Below are 16564 nucleotides of genomic sequence, written 5' to 3' on the forward strand. Positions count from 1 at the left end.
GCTCGCACCCTATAAAGAATTAAGAAAAGCGATCAACGCGTTGCGTTCGCTGGCATTGAATTGACGTACTTTCTCTTTGGCACTTTGCGCCTCACCACCGTGCCAAAGTACCGCTTCCATGAGATTACGCGCTCGGCCATCATGTAAAAAATAAGTATGGCCGCTCACCTCTTGCGTATAGCCGATCCCCCACAAAGGCGGGGTACGCCACTCTTGTCCATTAGCTAAGGCTTCAGGACGATTATCGGCTAACCCTTTACCCATATCATGCAGTAGTAAATCACTGTAAGGATGGATTTCTTGCTCTGATAAGGCTGGGCGATCCGTTCTTTTTACCGTTTTAAGGTCAGTGCGGTGGCAACTCTCACAGCCAACTTGTTTGAACAATGATTGACCCAGCTTCACTTGTGGATCGTCGACATTGCGACGCACTGGAACGGCTAAATGCTGAGAATAGAATTCGACAAAATCAAGAATGTTGTCACTGACCTCAGGGTCGCCGCCGTTAGGTAAGGTTTGACAGAGTGTTTGCTTCTCGGTGCAGTTTTCTTTGGGGAATAAACGGCTGGTCAATCCTAAATCGCCGTTAAACGCCGCGGCATTCTGTTGCATTAAACTAGGCTGCCCGGCTTTCCAACCAAAACGCCCGATGGCAAAATCTTTTTTTTCTACATCCCAAACACGGTTCACTTTGCCAGAGATACCATCGCCATCACTATCTTCAGGGTCTGCCATTGCTAATAAGCTGGCATCAGCAATGCTTTCAAGTAGGCCAAGGCCAATCATTGGCGGGGCGACACGCGCCGAAAACTGGGTATCAGGATGCATATCACCATAACCAAGTTCAGTAATTTTTAAATTAGGTTTGCGTAACATCACTTGGTGGCCATCCGTAAAAGCAACCGCAATCTCTTGATAAGTGATGTGGATTTGTCCTTCTGCTTTTTGATCGGGCAAAGCGAAATCTTGTAACTGTCCACCATAGATGGGTTCGGGGATCCCCCCTTCTTTGGCATAGATCGCTTTTTGTTCATCCGTCACCGCTGGAATACTCAGGCGAACCAACATCGAAACGGCATGTGTGTCATTTTTTTCTGGCGGATGGCCGCGACCATCTTTGATGTGACAATTTTGACAACCATTGGTGTTAAAAAGCGGCCCTAAACCATCTCTTGCATCGGTAGATGATGGCGCTGGCACCCAAGGGTTACGAAAGAAACTGTTTCCCACGCTAAAATCGAGCCGTTTGCTCATCGGCAAATTGGCCGCAGGAAGCGAGTAAGCATTCGGCCCAGCTTTGGTTGTACTGGTTTTGCCACCCGATTTCACCTCATCGGCATAAACGGGGTTGGCAAACAAGGTTAGGAGCGCGACGGTAAAAAACGATCTCATTGGGCTTTTCTCAACATCTTTATTCAGTGTAAACGTGGAAAAGGGCTCATCTGAGCCCTTGGATTTTTCATCTTATTATTAGAATTCGTGGTCTGCAGTATCTGGATTAAGGTTATCAATTCCAATCACTGAAGCGGTACGTTCTATCGAAGCGGTTTGAGCCACTAAAGCCATAATGGCTCCATTGACTATCGCGTTGCCTTGAGGATTGTTAGCCGCGATCAATTGATCGAAATGCTGATTATCTTTTTCAGCCGACGTGACTAATTTGCCGACTTCAGCGCGCGCACTGTCAAACTGCTTTTGAATCTCTTTGGCTGCTTGTGCATCCTTTTGTGCCACTAAATCATTCAGGCTTGGGCCTGTTAGTACCTTTCCGTCTTGACGCTGGTAAGAACCCGTATAAAGGTTGTAAATACCTTGTTCATTGTAGTAATGAGAGTTATGAGTATTATCCGAGAAACAATCGTGCTCATCTTCAGTCGAGTTTGCTTCTAGCGCCACTTTCATACGCTCGCCCGCTAATTCGCCCAGTGATAAAGACCCCATACCAAATAGCATCTTACGCAAACCATTGTCTGCTGATTCCGCAAGTAATTCGTGACGGTAATTGGCTTTTTCATCCGCAGACCACTGTTTTTCCATCCATGCCAAATCTTGCACGAGCAGCTGAGCTGCCGCTTTTAAGTATTGAGCACGGCGATCACAATGGTTATTGGTGCATTCGCTACCCACGACAAAATCCGTGTAAGCACGAGCACCAGCTCCCGCATTGGTGCCATTTAAATCTTGGCCCCACAGTAGAAACTCAATGGCATGATAACCTGAAGCGACGTTAGCTTCAGAGCCACCGATTTCGTTTAAGCTGGCAATCAGCTCTGGTGTGATAGTGGAGACATCAATCGTTGTCGCACCAATTTTCAACGTTTGGTTGGCAATGATGTTAGCGCTGGCGCCTTCATTGCCCAGTTCATATTGGTAATCAGTAGCGACGTAGTCAATCAGCCCTTCATCAAGAGGCCAAGCATTGAGTTGCCCTTCCCAATCGTCAACAACGGCATTGCCAAAACGGAAGACTTCGGACTGCTGGTAAGGCACTCGCGATGCTAACCACGCTTGTTTCACCTCTTCCAATTTAGCCGCCGAGGGAGTCATCAAGAACTGATCGATTGATTTTTCTAATGATTGAGCGGTCGTCAGCGAATCAGCAAACACGGCATGGGCAATATTGGCATAATGTTCAACCACCTGCTCCTTAGTGACGGTAGCCGCAAATGACGCACTACTTGCGATGGCAAGTGAGGCAGCAATTGACTGAATAAGAAGCGTGTTAACTTTCATGGGAGCATCCTTGTTGAGGCGATTTGAGCGTTATTTTATGGTAGTGCTAATTATTATCATTTGCACTTTTAGTCGCCGATAATACAAATTATCTATTTTTTTGCAAGGTAAAAACGCCAAAAACCTCACCGAAATGAGGTTTTTGGCTGTCATCTATAAGTCTGAATTATAGTTTTAAGTTGTGTTTGCCATGGGAAACTTTGGCCTTGAGGTAATTTTCATTACCCGACTTAATATGTGCCGCGGTATTCACGACCTCTACAATTTCAATACCATGCTCCTTCAGCTCACGACTTTTTTTAGGGTTATTAGTGACTAAACGAATCTTGGTCACATTTAACGCTTTCAACATCTGCGCCGCTTCAGTGAAATCACGCAAGTCGTCACCAAAGCCAAGATGATTGTTGGCTTCATAGGTATTCATCCCCGCACTTTGTAAGCGATAGGCATCAATTTTGTTGTACAGACCAATGCCTCGACCTTCTTGACGCAAATAGAGGATAATGCCGCCAACTTCGCCCATTTTATTAATGGTTTCTTCTAATTGTTCACCACAATCACAGCGTGATGAGTGAAAAACATCGCCCGTTAAACACTCTGAATGCATACGGACTAAAGGAGTTTCCTGAGTAACATCAGCGGATTTAAAAATGACCGCAACATGTTCTTTGTCTGTTTTCAGTCCTCTAAAAGAGAGTATTTCGGCGTCAATATTGCTTTTTAGACCGACTTTGAAATCCACTCTGGCTCGTACTTCCGCCATATCTACACTCACTTGAATAATTGCTTGTTGCAATGCTGAATTGATTTGCATTCGAATTGACCCATTGATGACCTAACTATGGGGATAGATACTCCCCTTTTCAATAAAAAGATCACTTGCTGAGAAATGTTATAATATAACAATTTTCAGCAATCAAAAGAAAAAATCTCACCACTCCACGTTATCTTGTTCAGTTCAAAGACAAAACACGTTGATTATTAGACTATATTCCATAGTCAGGACTCACACTCAACATCCAAAATAAGGAAAAATCATGCTGATAGGTTTCGACATTGGCGGCACCAAAATTGAAATTTGCGTACTGGATAAATCAGGAAACACCCTATTTAAACACCGAACCCCTACCCCACATGAGTACGAGCTTTTTCTAAGCACCTTATGTCAACTGGTTGCAATGGCCGAAAGCGAAACTCAAACTCACTGCCAAATCGGGATTGGACTTCCCGGAGCCATCAGCCCAGCGACAGGGCTTATCAAAAATGCCAATTGCACTTTTTTAAATGGTCGAGATTTAAAAGCTGATCTGTGCGCTCGCCTGCAACGCAATGTTGTTATTGCCAATGATGCCAATTGCTTTGCGCTGTCTGAAGCGGTCGATGGTGCCGCCAAAGATGGTAACGTAGTCTTTGGCGCGATTTTGGGCACAGGTTGCGGCGGCGGTATTGTAATCAACAAGCAGGTATTGGTCGGTGCGAACGCCGTATGCGGTGAGTGGGGGCACAATCCGCTGCCAAGTTTTACCAATGAACGTGATGGACCTAATCGCCACTGTTATTGCGGACGCGATAACTGCATTGAACTCTTTATCTCCGGTTCTGGCTTAACAAAGAGTGCTCAGTTGATTGGTCAACAAGAGTGGAATGCAGCCGAAATAATCACTCGCTACCAGCAGCAAGACCCACAAGCAACAAAGCTTTATCAACAATTGATTGATCAAATGGCGCGCAGCTTTGCTTGCATCGTTAATGTGTTGGATCCTGATGTGATAGTGCTTGGCGGAGGATTATCAAACGTAGCATCGCTGTATGTTGATCTACCTCGGGCAACAGCGAACTACGTTTTTTCTGATAGTGCACAGATTGTGTTTACCCAAGCGAAATATGGTGACAGCAGCGGCATCCGTGGTGCAGCTTGGCTAGGTTTGAACTAGCAGAAAGTGATTAAAGTCACAACTTTAGTCATCGAAAAATTAAGTAAAGCAAGTGTTTTACATATTAAATGACTGATATTTAAAACATACACTCCTAATTCTGTTTATATTTCACATTAACACACAAATACAAATGATAGTAATTACCATTTAGATCCAATATCATTGCGCACAGCTTGAATCTGTTATTGATGAATAAGGTAATAACTCAGATGTACACTAAAACACTACTATCAGCCTCCATATTGCTAGCGCTTTCCCCTGCAGCTCTCGCAGAAGAAGTTTCTCGATTCGATGAGGTTGTTGTTTCGGCAACGCGAACTTCTCAAACCATCGAAAATACCGCCGCTTCTGTTGCTGTCATTTCGAGCAAAGACATTGAAGCCAATATGGCAAAAGATGTCGCAGCTATCCTTGAATATACCCCTGGAGTTTCAACCAATAGCTCATCTCGCCAAGGTGTACAGACCATCAATATTCGCGGCGTAGAAGGTAATCGAATCAAAATCATGGTTGATGGAGTCACACAAGGACAAGCATTCGACGGAGGTCCTTACTCTTTTGTCAATTCGAGCGCTATCAGTATCGATCCCGATATGGTAAAGAGTGTTGAAGTCATCAAAGGTGCGGCGTCAAGCCTTCACGGCAGTGATGCCATTGGTGGTGTCGTCGCTTTTGACACCAAAGATCCTCGTGATTTCCTAAAAGGAGACGCAACCACAGGCGGACAAGCAAAGCTTTCCTACTCTTCAGAAGATAAATCTTTCAGTGAACATATTGCCATTGCAAATAGAAGTGGCAATTTAGAGACCTTGGTCGCCTATACTCGCCGTGATGGACAAGAGCAACAAAATTTTGCAGATCGTAAAGAAGATTATTCGATAGAGAGTCAAGATAGTGCAAAAAATGACTTGCTACTTAAGCTCCAATATCAACTGAGCGATGCTCACCGTTTGGAGTTCTTTGGTGAAGCACTGCATAACAAAACAGATTCTGATATCGCTCATTCCAGTTACAAAAACTATCATGGTCAAGATACAACGAAACAGTATCGCCTTGGCATCAAACATATTTGGCTAGCTGACTCTGCCATCGCAGACACCATCACTAGCCGAGCATCTTGGCAAAGCAAAGAAGATAACGGCTTAACGCACCGTTTTCAGCCAGCATCGTCAGGAAGGCCTCCTTACACTCCAGCCAATGCGGACAACCAACAAACCAAAGATTACTTCTATAATGAAGATAAAATTGAATTAGAAACGCAACTGGATAAGTTAGTTACCTTAGGTCAAACCGAACATAACTTTATTTATGGTTTAAGTTTTGCCAGTAGCGATATTTCAAATACCAATACAGAACTCAACTCGGATCCTGCAACGCCAAATCAAGTTTTGGTTTATACACCGGATGCTACAGACCAAAAAATTGGCCTCTTTGTTCAAGATGAGATCACCCTTTTGAGCGGTAATTTGATTGTCACACCAGGCCTTCGTTATGATTCATTTAGCACCGATCCCGGTGGTAGCACCACAGAACCTCTCGTTAAATTTGACGATTCAGCACTCACCAGCCGTCTTGGCGCACTGTACCGTATCAATAATCAACATTCAGTATTTGCTCAAGTCAGCCAAGGCTTCCGTGCCCCTAACTTTACTGAGCTGTATTACACGTATGACAACATTGCTCACCGTTATGTGAACGATCCAAACCCATACCTTAAGTCAGAAACAAGCTTGGCCTATGAACTGGGTTATCGTCACAATTCAAACGTCTCAGCAACCGAAATTTCTGCATTTTATAGCGATTATGATGATTTCATTGAACGAGTCACAACTAAGAAAGTGAACGGAATAACCCACTACTCCTATGTCAACTTAAGTGAAGCGACGATCAAAGGGGTTGAATTATCAAATCAATTAAAATTGGATCAATTAATTGGAGCCCCGAATGGTATGTCAACACGCCTAGCGGCAAGTTATAGCAAAGGTGAAGATGGTAACGGACGTCCATTGAATAGCGTAAACCCATGGAATGTTGTCGCAGCACTAAATTATGATGATGAAAGTACCACTTGGGGTACTAGCCTGAAGTTGAATTATACTGCTGCGAAGTCAGCCGGTAATATTAACCGTGACCAACTTGATAGCGGTACAGAAAACCAAGTTGAACTGCCGAGTGCGACCATTGTCGATATCACCGCTTACTTTAAACCAATGCAAGATGTCACGATTACTGCGGGTATATTTAACTTAACCGACAAAGAGTACTACCGTTGGAATGATATCCGCGGTAAAACAAGCTTAGATAACGACTACTCTCAAGCTGAGCGTAACTATGCTATTACCGCTAAATATGAGTTTTAGCGATTAAACCATTATTCACAAAGCCAGCGTTATGCTGGCTTTGTTGTTCCATGAACTCTTCAATAAAAAAGGCTAGATAACTAGCCTTTTCTCCCAATGTCCAATGTATCTTGAGCGATTAAGATTACGCGTTGGAAATTTTCTTATGCCCTTCATCAAGGTGCACAAAATCAACCATGTCATCACCAGACACTTGATACGCTTGGCCAAAGCCTTTCACATAAAGACCTTTTTCTACTTTCAATTGGAATAAAGCAAAGTCTTGCAGCTGGCTTAAGCCGTCAATGATCTCGCCAAAACGAGCTTGCATTTGGCCAATGACTTGCTGCCATAACGCCGTTTCACGTGGTACAACACTCGCAACGGCGTCAAACGTCAACCGTTGACGGGCAAAAATCTGTTTTGATGAGCTTTCATCTGCAATCATCATCAAGGAGACGTGCGGGTTCACCTCCAAGTTACGCGCATGACGAGCGATGTGCGAAATCAGCACAAAGTAACCTTTTTGGTTTTGTACAAATGGCGCGTAGCTCACATTCGGACGGCCTTCCGCGTCCACTGTAGCCAATTGCAATGTACGACGTTCTTGACGAAACTCTTGGATTTCAGGTTCCAATCGTCCTTGTAATCGCTCTTGTTTGATCTGCTGATCCATGACTTTCTCCTCGACCCTTTCGCACTGCGTTCAGGGCTTATCGTTATATCAATATTATTGGTTGGAATGAACGTCTTGTTGTAATGCTCTAAAACGTGCGACTTGCTCTGCAATCAGTTCGCGCTTTTCATCTCGGCCTAGATAAATTTTAAAAATGTTATCGCCTTGCTCACTAAAGAAACCAAAGTAATGACTTTCACGTCCCATAAAAGGCTTGCTGACTAAAGCAACGTGCTGGATGGATTCCAATTTTAAGTGGCCGTGTAACTCGCCCTCTTTACCCATCAAGTTATAATAGCCACGAGCCAACTTCCCTTTTGGAAAAGGCGCTTTCACTTCAAATATAGAGCCAAAAGAGTGGACAATCGTTGTGACCATTCCCCAATCCGCTAGTGATTCCAACAGCGATTGAGCCTGAGCACCATCAACAATCGCAGCCATCTCTTTAGGCAATGCCTGCACCACTTCAAATTCAGTCACATTCAACTCTTGCGCCATCGCTGCCGGCAATAAGGTCGGTTGTTGCTCTAATAAAGAGGCCACTTTCTGTTCAAGTAAATCCATATTCATTTCCAGTTCGTTCTTCGCTTTAAATCGCCTTACGCTGGCTCAGTACATCACATTAATCGCCACTAAAAACCCGATCTAGTAAGTAAAATCATGGCAAGGGTGAATTAATTCAGGTTGTTTATGATTGATTGTGGTTGATGGAAAACCCTGTGCTAACAAGGCATTTCTAACCCAGCTTTTCAAATTCATAAAATCATAATTTGATGCAAATGATAATGCAATTGATAATTGATCTTATTTGAATGATAAGTAATAATCTTCTCTCTGAACGCTTTGTTTTTATATGGAGTACAACGTGAATTTCACTAGATATCTTGTCGCTGGCAGTCTATCTCTCGCGATTCACGCGGCGATCTTGTTTGTTGATGACGAATCAAAAGTGTTTGCCATGCCTGCGGGGAATCAATCCACCTCAGTGTCGATTAACTTTGTGGCTCAACCTCAAGCTCAGGTAGTACAAGAGCAAGCAACAAAAACCCCACCTTCAGAAAAGATAGCCAACAAACCCAAACCAGCAAAAAAAGAACCGCAAAAAGTGGTGCAGAAAAAGAGCCTGTCAAAACCGGTAAAAGACAAACCGGCTCCTAAAATACCGACAAAATCAGCACAAGTGCAAACTCCTGTAAAGGAAGCTGTGACATCCTCTGTAGAGAATGAAAATAGCGCTGAATCGACACCGAAAACCGCCGCCGCCCCAAGCAGCAGCGGCGCAACTAATCAACCGAAATTAGTCGATGCGCCGTCTTTTGTTACTCGCCCAGCCCCTCCTGTTTATCCAAGGCTTGCACAAAAACGAGGAATTGAAGGGGTCGCTATGTATGAGGTGTGGTTAGACGAAAACGGCCGCCAAATCAAACAGGTTTTGCTCTCTTCGTCGGGCGCGGCGCTGCTAGATGAATCGGCTCTTAATGCCATCAAACAATGGAAATTCTCTCCTCAAGTGGTGAACGGTGAAAAAATAGCCCACCGAGTGCAAATCCCAGTACGTTTTAAATTGGAAGGATAATGGAACTACTTACTCAACTAGAACAACAACTTGGCCTGATGGCCTGGCCTCTTTTTGCCTGCTCAGCACTTGCGACCATGATCATTACTGAACGGCTTTTCCAAGTACTGCTTAGCCTTGGTGTTGGGAAAGGTGCGATCGGTAGTGCGCTCAACCAAATATCACCGACCCATACAGCGCAAATTGAGGCGTTAGCCAGTGAATTTTCCAGCAAGCGCCCATTGCTTTATAAAGGGGTTGCCATGCTACTTGCTCATCACGATTTCTCTAAAGGATTACGTGAAGATGCGGCGGGCATTTGGTTGCAAGAAAAACGTCATCAACTGCATTCTGGACTGCGTATTTTATCTTTGATTGGTGTGATCAGCCCACTGCTAGGCTTACTTGGCACTGTGTTAGGTTTGATTGAAATGTTCAAAGGGGTGGCTCTCTCTTCTGGCAATATTACGCCAAACGACCTTGCGGATGGCCTAGGCATTGCGATGCGAACCACGGCTGCAGGTTTGCTGATCGCACTTCCCGCAATTACCGGCGCTCAGCTGCTTGGCGTATGGGCTGACAGAGTGATGGCAAAACTTGAGCACACACTCAATTATGTCAACTTATGGCTCGAAGGTGTCTCTTTACAGCATGATTGCACCACCAAACAAGAGCGTGTAGCTAGGTATGAAGACGTCTCTGACAATGATGTGGTTAATGCATCATGATTAAGACACCGCACTCTAACTCATCCTCATTAATGCCAGATTTAACGCCATTGTTGGATATCATTTTTATTGTCATGGTGTTTTTACTGCTTACAGCCGCAGTTAAATTTGAGTCATTAGACGTTTCACTGCCAACAACCGACTCACCCACCGTGAGTGAAGTGAACAAGCAGTCAATCACAGTGAATCTTTTGGCGCACGAACCTTACTGGGCTATCGATGGCAAGCAGTATATCGATTGGAATAACTTCACATTGGCGTTGTTAGAACAAAGCAAAGCGAGTGATCGCCCCATCGTGATTGGCGCAGACAAAACCGCCGAAGTGCAGCAGTTGGTTAAATTGCTGGCGTTCTTGCAAGACAATGGCATCGCTGCCACTCAGTTATTAACCGACCATCCCCAATAGCCTATTCATACGCGCTTTTAAAAACCGTATGATTTTCATGAGTACAACACGATGACACACAAATCTTTTTCTCATTGGCTTGTTGCCATAACGCTCTTCATCTCCTCACCTTGGCTCTGCGCGCAAGAACGGATTATCAGTGCGGGCAGCGCGGTGACCGAAATCCTCGTTGCGTTAGGCGCACAAAATAAACTTGTTGCGGTCGATGTCACCAGTGAAATACCAAACGATCTTGCTCTCCCAAAAATCGGTTATCATCGCCAATTATCCGCAGAAGGATTATTAGCCTTAGCTCCAACACAATTGATTGGTTCTAGTGAAATGGGGCCAGAAAGCACATTGCAACAGCTTAAAGGCGCTGGCGTTAACGTCGAGGTGGTGAATGATGAATCCACACCACAGGGGTTGTTGGCACGCATTGACCAAATCGCGACGCTCGCTGATGAAAAGCCTCAAGCTAAAGCGCTCAAACAGCAAGTTCAAAGCACAATAGCGGCGTTAACCCACCAATCTACCCACAAAACACCGAAAAAAGTGCTATTTCTTCTTATCCACGAAGGAAGAGCAGCTAACGTGGCGGGCAGTGACACCACGCCAAACAGCATTATTGAGTTGGCTGGCGCGGTTAACCCAGCCGCTGAACAAGTGACGTCTTATAAACCACTGTCGATGGAAGCGATAATTGAGATGCAACCAGACGTGATTTTAGTCAGTGGCCGCAGTTATGAAAAACTCGGAGGAGCAGACGCCATTTTGCAATCCATACCGACGTTAGTAGCAACTCCGGCTGGGATAAATAAGCAGATCATCACCATCGATGGCCACGCTCTCGTCGGCGGGTTAGGCCTTAAAAGCTTGGCTGAAGCGCAGCGTCTAAACGCATTGCTCTATCCTTAAGGAGCTTATTTTGTTACGTCATCTCTCAAAAAATGTGGTGAATGCAACGCTGTTAGTTTTGGTAATCTTAGTGAGCCTTTATTCTGTCACCGTTGGTCCAATGAATATCAGCTTCAGTGACAGCATAAAAAGTCTCGTGCTGCACTCCAATGACATTGCCGCGCACATCAATTTAGTCATCCACGAGATACGCTTTCCGCGAACCCTGCTCTGCTTGTTGGTTGGAGCAATTTTGGCGCTGTGCGGAACGGTGATGCAAGGCTTGTTTCGTAATCCATTAGCTGAGCCTGGCATTATCGGTGTTTCGGCAGGTTCAGCCCTCGGAGCCGCACTTGCGATTGTGCTATTCGCCAATTTAGCGCTGTTTTCCAACCCGTGGATGAGCGCTGCGGTGGTACCTATTTTTGCCTTTTTAGGCGGTGCATTGACTACCTTGTTGGTTTATCGATTAGGCACCAGTAAATTTGGTACTTCCGTCACCATCATGCTACTCGCAGGCGTCGCCATCAGCGCGCTATCGGGGGCGGGTATTGGCTATTTGAATTATGTTGCAGACGATCAAATGCTACGCGATCTCTCATTGTGGTCAATGGGATCACTGGCGGGTGCAAACTGGCAAAATATTCTCTTGTGCGCTGTGACCTTACTGCTGCTGCTCGTCTGTTTCTCCCGTCAAGCGATGGCGCTCAACGCATTATTACTTGGCGAGTCTGAAGCGCGTCATCTAGGCATTTCTGTGCAACGGCTTAAACGTTCAATGATTTTACTCAGCGCACTCGGCGTTGGAGTGACCGTCAGCGCGGTGGGTATGATTGGTTTTATCGGTTTGGTCATCCCTCATCTAGGCCGGATGCTGGTTGGCCCCGATCACCGTAGTTTGATCCCCATTTCGGCTTTACTTGGTGCACTCTTACTCACTGTCGCCGATATGTTTGCCCGTATAGCAGTGGCACCTGCGGAGCTGCCTGTCGGGATTGTGACTGCGCTGGTGGGTGCACCTTTCTTCCTTTATCTTCTGTTTCAACAAAAAGGCAAAGTATTTTGAGTACAACGGCAGCGATCCAAGCCAGTAATATATCGGTTAAATTTGGCCATCGAACCATTTTGGATAAGATTGATATTGAGATTTTTTCAGGTCAAGTCACGGCGTTACTTGGCCCCAACGGTGCCGGGAAAAGTACCTTGCTGAAAATACTCAGCGGTGAAATCTCATCAACAGGCAAAATGGCTTACTTCGGTGTTCCGCAAGCACTGTGGCAACCGAATGAGTTAGCAAAGCACTTGGCTATTCTTCCGCAGCAAAGTACGTTGAACTTTCCTTTTATCGCTCAAGAAGTAGTGGAATTAGGCGCACTGCCATTAAATTTAAGCCACCAACAAGTCAGTGAAGTCGCGCTACACTACATGCAACAAACCGATATCAGCGATAGAGCGAACAATCTCTACCCTGCTTTATCGGGTGGTGAAAAACAACGTTTACATCTGGCGCGGGTATTAACTCAACTTCACCACTCCGGTGACAAAAAAATCCTGATGCTGGATGAACCAACGTCAGCGTTAGATCTGGCTCACCAGCACAATACACTGCGCATTGCACGTTCATTAGCACACCAAGAGCAGTGCGCTGTTGTAGTTGTGCTGCACGATCTCAACCTTGCGGCTCAATATGCAGATCGCATGGTGATGCTGCACAATGGCAAACTGGTTTGTGATGCGCCACCTTGGGAAGCGCTCAATGCAGAAAGAATTGAGCAGGTGTATGGCTACTCGTCGCTTGTCGCCGCACATCCAACCATGGATTTCCCAATGGTCTACCCCATCTAATATTGTCCTTAATAATTGTCCGTATTTGTGGGCGCGTCCCTTCGCTATAATGCGCCCCAATTCTTTATCTCGTTTTTTAAAAGGTACCCCATGAGTCAGTACGTCGTCTGTGCACTCTATAAGTTTGTTGAACTCAATCACTACCAAGAGCTGCAAGCACCGCTTCTTGAACTAATGGAGGGAAACCAAATTCGTGGCACGCTATTATTAGCCAGTGAAGGAATTAACGGCACTGTGGCATCAACACGCAAAGGAATAGATGCGCTATTAGCTTGGCTTGATGCTGAACCGGACTTGAAAGGCACGGTTTACAAAGAATCACAAGCCTCAGAGCAGCCATTTAACCGTACCAAAGTGAAACTAAAAAAAGAGATTGTCACTATGGGCGTAGAAGGTATTGACCCTCGTCACGTTGTGGGCACTTACGTGAAACCAGAAAACTGGAATGCGCTAATTTCAGACCCTGATGTGCTGGTTGTCGATACCCGTAATGATTATGAAATCCAAATCGGCACCTTCAAAAATGCGCTTAACCCACACACTGAAACCTTTCGTGAGTTTCCTGATTATGTGAAGAAGAACCTCGCACCAGAGAAACACAAAAAAGTCGCGATGTTTTGTACTGGCGGGATTCGCTGTGAAAAATCCACGGCTTATTTAAAAGAGCAAGGGTTCGATAAGGTGTACCATCTCGAGGGTGGTATTTTGAAATACTTAGAAGAAGTGCCGCAAGAAGAGAGCTTATGGCAAGGTGACTGCTATGTGTTTGATGGCAGAGTGGCTGTAGGGCACGCTTTAAAAGAGAGTCACTACGATGTATGTAACGCTTGCCGTTTGCCGATTACCGATGAAGACAAACAGAGCGAAGTCTACGAGCAAGGCGTCAGTTGCCCATCCTGCTTCGGTACTCACTCTGCGGAACAACTGGCCCGTTTCCGTGAGCGAGAAAAACAAGTTCAGCTCGCAAAACAGCGTGGAGAAGCACACATTGGCGGCGATACCGCATCACTGATCGAGCAAAAGCGTGCGCAAAAATTAGCACGTAAAGCTGAGCAGCGCGGCTCAAAGCGCTAATATTTACCCCAATGCTTACTTCAAAGGATTCAAATCCTATTGGAATAGAAAAAGGCCGCAGCGTTAAAACTGCGGCCTTTTTTTAAAAAAAAATCACTGAATACCGTATTTCGCTAAAATGGCATCAAATGTTCCGTCAGCTTTAATCGTGGCTAACCCTTTGTTATACGCATCAATATATTTCTGCGCATTAGGATTCGCTTTGCCTGAGGTAACATGTAAAGGATTTTTAGACAAAGATGCAGTGGTAAACTGAAAATCACTGCTATTTAAGCCCGCCTCTTTCATGGTCGATAACGCAACCAACTTATCTTCAAGGGTAAGATCAATTCGTTTGGCTTGCAGTTTCTTCAAGTTAGTCGTGAGATCATTAGCGTCTGGTTTGTTGAAATTAGTGGCGGATAAAAAGTCATCCCCATAACCATAGCCCCTAACGATGCCAACTTGTTTGCCACTCAAACTATTTAAACCTGAAAATTCGAAAGCATCGCCCGCTCTTTTAATAAAGCTCAGTTCATTTTCTAAATATGAGTCACTATAAACCAAGTAGGCTGTTCGCTCTTGCGTATACCAAGTAGCTGGAAGCAAGTCGATACGTCCTTTAGTCACCTCATTTAATGCTCGTGACCAAGGCATGATTTGAAAATTGACGTCATAGCCCTGTGTTTTCATAGCCGCAACAGCGATTTCTACCGATAGCCCCGGCATGCTTTTATCCGGTGAAATAAACGGTGGCCATGGATCTTGCGCAGCCGTAATAGTAGCAGCAAAGCTACTCGGTAAGGCCATCATCATACTGAAAATAAAGATCAACAGACGCTTCATACTTTCTTCTCCTTGAAGGTGGAACTTATGTTTTGAACTTACGCATATGAGTTTTAATGTTTGAGCTCAGTTGAAGAACTTCTTTCGTTCTCTGAGCATTATCTTGACCACTACTCGACAGCTCATTAGTGGCCTCTGATGCTTCAACAATCGCCTGACTGACTTCATCAATGGCTTGTTTCTGCTCTTCTGTAGCATGCGAAATCTCTCCATTTCTTTCAGAAATTTCAGAGATAGTATTTTTCACCTGCTCAACAGAATGTTGTGACTCTGATACTCGCTTAGCGGTGCTTTCTAACAAATTAGAGATGCGAATAATTTCTTGCTCAACCGATTCTGTTGCACTGCTAAGTGAGCGAATATTGGTTTGGATTTGTTCGGTGGATTGGCTAGTTTTGGTCGAAAGGTTGCGCACTTCGTCAGCCACTACTGCAAAACCACGGCCATGCTCACCTGCGCGTGCCGCTTCAATAGCAGCGTTCAGTGCCAGCAAGTTGGTTTGCTCGGAAATGTCATTAATCACCCCGACCACCGTTGATATTTTTCGCCCTTCATCAAGCAGCTTATGCATTTCCGCGTTTACCGAACCCATTTCGGAACGCATGTTTACAATCTCGGCAGCAGAGCGTTCTATTGATTGGTAAACATTATCGACCAGTTGAGAAGCCTCACTTGCTTGCCTTGCGGCGTCATTAGCGGTTTCAGCCACTGTTGCCACCGACTGACTCATCTGTGTGGAAGCGGCAGCGACGGTCGATAAACTGTGTTTTTGTTGATCAATTTGCTGCGCATTTCTCATGGCAACCTGACCACTCATCTCTGCGGTGTCTTTTAACTGCACAGAAGCATTCGTTACTTGTACAACTATCTCCCTTAGCGACTCCGTAAAATGATTAATACTGCGGATGATCTGCGAAAACTCTCTATATTTGGGTTCTGGAATGATACGACTTAAATCTCCTTCACCGGTTGCAAGATCGGCCACTCGCTCTGTTAAATCGTTGAGCGGGCGAAGGACGGTTTTCGTTAACGCCAAAATTAGGAATACAATCATTACGCTATCTAAAATCAGCAACTCAATCAGGCTATATTGCAGACTTTGTAACAAGGTTTTTTCTAGCCTATCTGTGTTATAGAAAAGCTCTACCTGACCAACTTCATTTTCCTTTTCATACTCAACAAAGGTGAGCTTTTGCACCGAAGAGAGCATGGATTCGTATTGTTTCCCCTCATTAGACTCCATCTCTTTCACATCTTGAGAGTCGGGTGATGTACTCAGGAAAAGAAGCGGTGTACCACCCGCATCTTTCACTCTAACCGCTTGTATGTCTGGGTTATTTAACTCTGCTGAAATAGTGAGTTTGGCGGCATGTAAATCAAAATCCCAAATTGCTTTAGGTAGGCTGTAGCTCAAACGCTCTTTTGCATTCAAGATTGATGTATCTAGGCTATGCTGTAGCTCCGCTTTCTTTGACTGGTAATCAATGTAACTAGAAATGCCCAACACAATGGACACTGCCAGAACAACTTGGGTAACAAAGATCACTTTGACACTTTTCCACATACTTC

The 16564-nt window shown here is 44.9% G+C and carries 16 protein-coding genes; 9 read left to right on the forward strand and 7 right to left on the reverse strand.

Going from position 1 to position 16564, the window contains the following annotated elements; translation table 11 throughout:
- Positions 1-9: 9 nt before the first annotated feature.
- The 3 genes from AACV32_RS14430 to AACV32_RS14440 all read right to left on the reverse strand — a co-directional run bounded on the left by AACV32_RS14430 (position 10) and on the right by AACV32_RS14440 (position 3547).
- Entirely contained in the window at positions 10-1392 is a 1383-nt protein-coding gene (locus AACV32_RS14430; protein WP_170895330.1) for a di-heme oxidoreductase family protein, read from the reverse strand.
- A 78-nt stretch (positions 1393-1470) separates the two neighbouring features.
- Complete coding sequence (locus AACV32_RS14435) at positions 1471-2733, reverse strand: imelysin family protein (protein WP_047691824.1); 1263 nt, start codon at positions 2731-2733, stop codon at positions 1471-1473.
- Positions 2734-2899: 166 nt separating this feature from the next.
- Positions 2900-3547: a GTP cyclohydrolase II gene (locus AACV32_RS14440; protein WP_013856740.1), complete on the reverse strand. Its 648-nt coding sequence runs from the start codon at positions 3545-3547 to the stop codon at positions 2900-2902.
- A gap of 223 nt (positions 3548-3770) precedes the next feature.
- On the opposite strand from AACV32_RS14440, the gene AACV32_RS14445 reads away from it, so the two are divergent.
- The gene (locus tag AACV32_RS14445) at positions 3771-4667 is read left to right on the forward strand and encodes an ROK family protein (protein ID WP_017050566.1); all 897 of its coding nucleotides are present in this window, start codon (positions 3771-3773) and stop codon (positions 4665-4667) included.
- A gap of 212 nt (positions 4668-4879) precedes the next feature.
- A complete protein-coding gene (locus tag AACV32_RS14450; protein ID WP_026028725.1) occupies positions 4880-7030 on the forward strand; it encodes a TonB-dependent hemoglobin/transferrin/lactoferrin family receptor in 2151 nt (716 codons plus the stop codon).
- 124 nt (positions 7031-7154) lie between these two features.
- On the opposite strand, the gene hutZ is transcribed toward AACV32_RS14450, so the two are convergent.
- Entirely contained in the window at positions 7155-7685 is a 531-nt protein-coding gene (gene hutZ / locus AACV32_RS14455) for a heme utilization protein HutZ (RefSeq protein ID WP_017050568.1), read from the reverse strand.
- 54 nt (positions 7686-7739) lie between these two features.
- Positions 7740-8249, reverse strand: a complete 510-nt coding sequence (gene hutX, locus AACV32_RS14460; protein WP_026028726.1) for a heme utilization cystosolic carrier protein HutX — start codon at positions 8247-8249, stop codon at positions 7740-7742.
- Between the two features lie 301 nt (positions 8250-8550).
- Here hutX and AACV32_RS14465 point away from each other — a divergent pair, with 301 nt between their 5' ends.
- From AACV32_RS14465 to trhO, 7 genes are all read left to right on the forward strand, one after another.
- Positions 8551-9261, forward strand: coding sequence for an energy transducer TonB (locus tag AACV32_RS14465; protein WP_026028727.1), 711 nt, complete (start codon positions 8551-8553; stop codon positions 9259-9261).
- Positions 9261-9968 carry a MotA/TolQ/ExbB proton channel family protein gene (locus AACV32_RS14470; protein ID WP_017050569.1) on the forward strand — a complete coding sequence of 236 codons (708 nt, stop codon included), beginning with the start codon at positions 9261-9263 and terminating at the stop codon, positions 9966-9968. The genes AACV32_RS14465 and AACV32_RS14470 overlap by 1 nt, the downstream gene beginning before the upstream one ends.
- Positions 9965-10375, forward strand: coding sequence for an ExbD/TolR family protein (locus AACV32_RS14475; protein WP_017048630.1), 411 nt, complete (start codon positions 9965-9967; stop codon positions 10373-10375). Before AACV32_RS14470 ends, AACV32_RS14475 begins: the two co-directional genes overlap by 4 nt.
- Before the next feature lie 51 nt (positions 10376-10426).
- A complete protein-coding gene (locus AACV32_RS14480; RefSeq protein WP_017050570.1) occupies positions 10427-11272 on the forward strand; it encodes a heme/hemin ABC transporter substrate-binding protein in 846 nt (281 codons plus the stop codon).
- A gap of 100 nt (positions 11273-11372) precedes the next feature.
- The gene (locus AACV32_RS14485) at positions 11373-12317 is read left to right on the forward strand and encodes a FecCD family ABC transporter permease (protein WP_232471681.1); all 945 of its coding nucleotides are present in this window, start codon (positions 11373-11375) and stop codon (positions 12315-12317) included.
- On the forward strand, positions 12314-13096 hold the full coding sequence (locus AACV32_RS14490) for a heme ABC transporter ATP-binding protein (RefSeq protein ID WP_017048633.1): 783 nt from the start codon (positions 12314-12316) through the stop codon (positions 13094-13096). The genes AACV32_RS14485 and AACV32_RS14490 overlap by 4 nt, the downstream gene beginning before the upstream one ends.
- A 90-nt stretch (positions 13097-13186) precedes the next feature.
- Positions 13187-14170, forward strand: coding sequence for an oxygen-dependent tRNA uridine(34) hydroxylase TrhO (gene trhO, locus AACV32_RS14495; protein WP_170895331.1), 984 nt, complete (start codon positions 13187-13189; stop codon positions 14168-14170).
- 93 nt (positions 14171-14263) lie between these two features.
- Here the strand turns inward: trhO and AACV32_RS14500 are convergent, their stop codons facing one another.
- Entirely contained in the window at positions 14264-14995 is a 732-nt protein-coding gene (locus AACV32_RS14500; RefSeq protein WP_170895332.1) for a transporter substrate-binding domain-containing protein, read from the reverse strand.
- Positions 14996-15020: 25 nt separating this feature from the next.
- Positions 15021-16559, reverse strand: coding sequence for a methyl-accepting chemotaxis protein (locus tag AACV32_RS14505; RefSeq protein WP_170895333.1), 1539 nt, complete (start codon positions 16557-16559; stop codon positions 15021-15023).
- Positions 16560-16564 lie beyond the last annotated feature (5 nt).

The sequence above is a fragment of the Vibrio sp. B7 genome, assembly GCF_963888765.1.
Taxonomy (GTDB): Bacteria; Pseudomonadota; Gammaproteobacteria; order Enterobacterales; family Vibrionaceae; genus Vibrio; species Vibrio anguillarum.